This window comes from Sagittula sp. (genome assembly GCF_052825245.1).
The window spans coordinates 1-2,400 of the sequence record NZ_JBRBWD010000040.1; the positions used below are offsets into that span (position 1 = coordinate 1).

Below are 2,400 nucleotides of genomic sequence, written 5' to 3' on the forward strand. Positions count from 1 at the left end.
CAACAATCGCCGCCTTCTCGAACCCATCGGGAACATTCCGCCCGCAGAGGCCGAGGCAAACTTCTACGCTGCTCGGGAAACATCAGGCATGGCCGCGTAACTAAGACAAATCAGCCTCCGGCAAACCCGGCGCGGTTCACCGGGCGCACAGCCGCTGAGGGCGGGGTGGTCGGCGCTTCGCCGTCGCGCGCGGTCTGGCTGAGCCTGTGTTTTGTCCTCGGCTTCTCCACCATCTTCATGGGACTTGGCGCATCCGCGACTGCAATGGGTCAGGCCCTGCTTCGGTGGCGGTATGAACTCAACCTCGTTGGGGGCGGCATCATCATTTTCTTCGGGCTCTTCATGATAGGAGCCGCGCGTGTTTCGGTCATGGAACGCGACTTCCGATTCAATCTCAACATCCCCGGGGGCCAACCCGCTGCGTCCTATGTCCTCGGTCTTGCCTTCGGTTTCGGCTGGACTCCGTGCATCGGCCCGATCCTCGGCGCGATCCTGACAGCCAGTGCGGCGAGTGCCACGATGGGCGAAGGTATCATGCTGCTTGCCGTCTATTCCGCCGGCCTTGGAATACCGTTTCTGATCGTGGCCGGATTCACCGACCAGATCGCGGGACGGTTGCGGGCCATCGGCCGGGTTGGCCGCCGCCTCCACCAGCTTGCGGGCATAGTGATGATCTTGATGGGGCTGGCGATGATGACAGGGCAGTTGAGCGCGCTGTCATACTGGATGCTCGACGTATTTCCGGTTCTGGGACGGATCGGATAGCTCCATTAGTAGCAGCGTCTATTGATAACAGAAAATTTTCTTGAACCTCTAGTAGCTTTAGGAGTTAAGCCACCGACAAAGAACGGCACCATGGAGCAAGTTGCCAATAACGCCTCACTCCTTCCCGGGCGAACAACACTGCGTTCGGGGTAAGGTTCGGTTTGCCGTCCAATGCGTGAACGGAGCAATCTATATGCTGACAAGACGACATTTCATCCAGACGACCACCGCGCTGTTTTCGGCATCGATATCCAGCCCGCTCCTTGCAGACACGTGGCCTACCGATGCGCAGAAGGCAGCTTGGGACGCACAGGTTACACCTCCCGGCTACGACCCGGCCACGTCCAACCCTTGGGGCCTTCACCCTCGCTTCCTGCCACAGCGGGTCCTCGCGAAGGACGGACTTGTACCCGGTGATATCCATGTCGATGCTGTTGCGCGCTATCTCTACCACATCGAAGAAGGCGGCACGGCGATGCGCTATGGCGTGGCGATCGCGCGCGGTAAACTTTACGAACCGGGCACCTATACGATCAAGCGCAAGGTCAGGTGGCCGCATTGGCAGCCGACACAAAACATGATCGACCGCGACCCAGAGCTCTACGCCGATATCGCTGACGGTATGGAACCCGGACCTGAAAACGCGCTCGGATCGCGAGCCCTCTATCTCTTCGTCGGCGACCGAGACACCTATCTAAGGATTCACGGGACACCGTATCCAAGAAGCATTGGCGGCCGTGCGAGTTCCGGCTGCGTCCGAATGGTCATGGCACACATCAATGATCTCTATCCCAACGTCGAGATTGGCTCGACGGCATTCCTGTACTCGGCGGAAGACAGCGTCACCCCGAGAAGTTGACTGGCGCATCATGTGTTACGCGTGGGCTTGACGCATCTATGGGCTGATCAGGACTGGCGCGAAGTGCAGATGGGGTTGCCACCTGCCGAGCGTAGCGGAACCAAGGTGTTTTCCACCGGACCGCTGTGTTCATACCAATAACAGCCATCCTCGGGACGAAGCCGCGCCGTGGTGAGATCCTGACCAGGCGCAGCAAGGGCAATGACGGCCTCGGGAACACTTCCCACTTCGTTGCGAGCGCCGCCGTCGTCCAGCGTTGGCACCGCGCAGCCAGCAAGCACCAATGTCGCTGCGATAATCGGCGCGTTTCGTTTCTGCATGTCTACCTCACTCATTCTGATCGCTTCGTACCGGCAAGCGTTGCTCCAACCGCGTCGTTTCAAGGGGGCGGCTAGCTTCAAGCCTCCGCAGGGCGCCTTTCTTGCTGGACGAATATCCACTTGTTGCCCTTGAAGCTCTAGTTACTGTAGGGGCTATGTCAATGTGGAATCAATGAATCCTGAGGTCAATCCATGTCTTCCGACGGCAACCGCAACGATCACGGTCATCCGGGTGATCAAGAGCATTCTGACCCAAGAGGCAACTCCTGTTGCGACGCCAGCAAGGACGTCGCGTCCACGGCGCCAGCGCCGTCTGGCGGAAGGAGCTTTCAGGTCTCCGGGCTCGATTGCGCCGAAGAGGTGGCGATCCTGAACCGGGTTGTCGGGCCGAAAGTGGGCGGAACCGAACACCTGGCATTCGACGTGATCAACGGGCGAATGACCATCCTCGATAGC

2 protein-coding genes and 2 pseudogenes are annotated in these 2,400 nt (G+C 59.4%); 3 read left to right on the top strand and 1 reads right to left on the bottom strand.

All coding sequences use genetic code 11. The annotated features are described in order from the left end of the window. Positions 1-138: 138 nt before the first annotated feature. Positions 139-765 (top strand): annotated as a pseudogene (locus ACU0DV_RS17905) (cytochrome c biogenesis CcdA family protein); the annotation flags it as partial. Positions 766-958: 193 nt separating this feature from the next. Beyond that, positions 959-1,624 carry a L,D-transpeptidase gene (locus ACU0DV_RS17910; protein WP_007803448.1) on the top strand — a complete coding sequence of 222 codons (666 nt, stop codon included), beginning with the start codon at positions 959-961 and terminating at the stop codon, positions 1,622-1,624. Positions 1,625-1,671: 47 nt separating this feature from the next. Here ACU0DV_RS17910 and ACU0DV_RS17915 read toward each other — a convergent pair whose 3' ends face one another. Further along, complete coding sequence (locus ACU0DV_RS17915; protein WP_369817429.1) at positions 1,672-1,959, bottom strand: hypothetical protein; 288 nt, start codon at positions 1,957-1,959, stop codon at positions 1,672-1,674. A gap of 177 nt (positions 1,960-2,136) precedes the next feature. On the opposite strand from ACU0DV_RS17915, the pseudogene ACU0DV_RS17920 reads away from it, so the two are divergent. Beyond that, positions 2,137-2,400 (top strand): annotated as a pseudogene (locus ACU0DV_RS17920) (heavy metal translocating P-type ATPase); the annotation flags it as partial.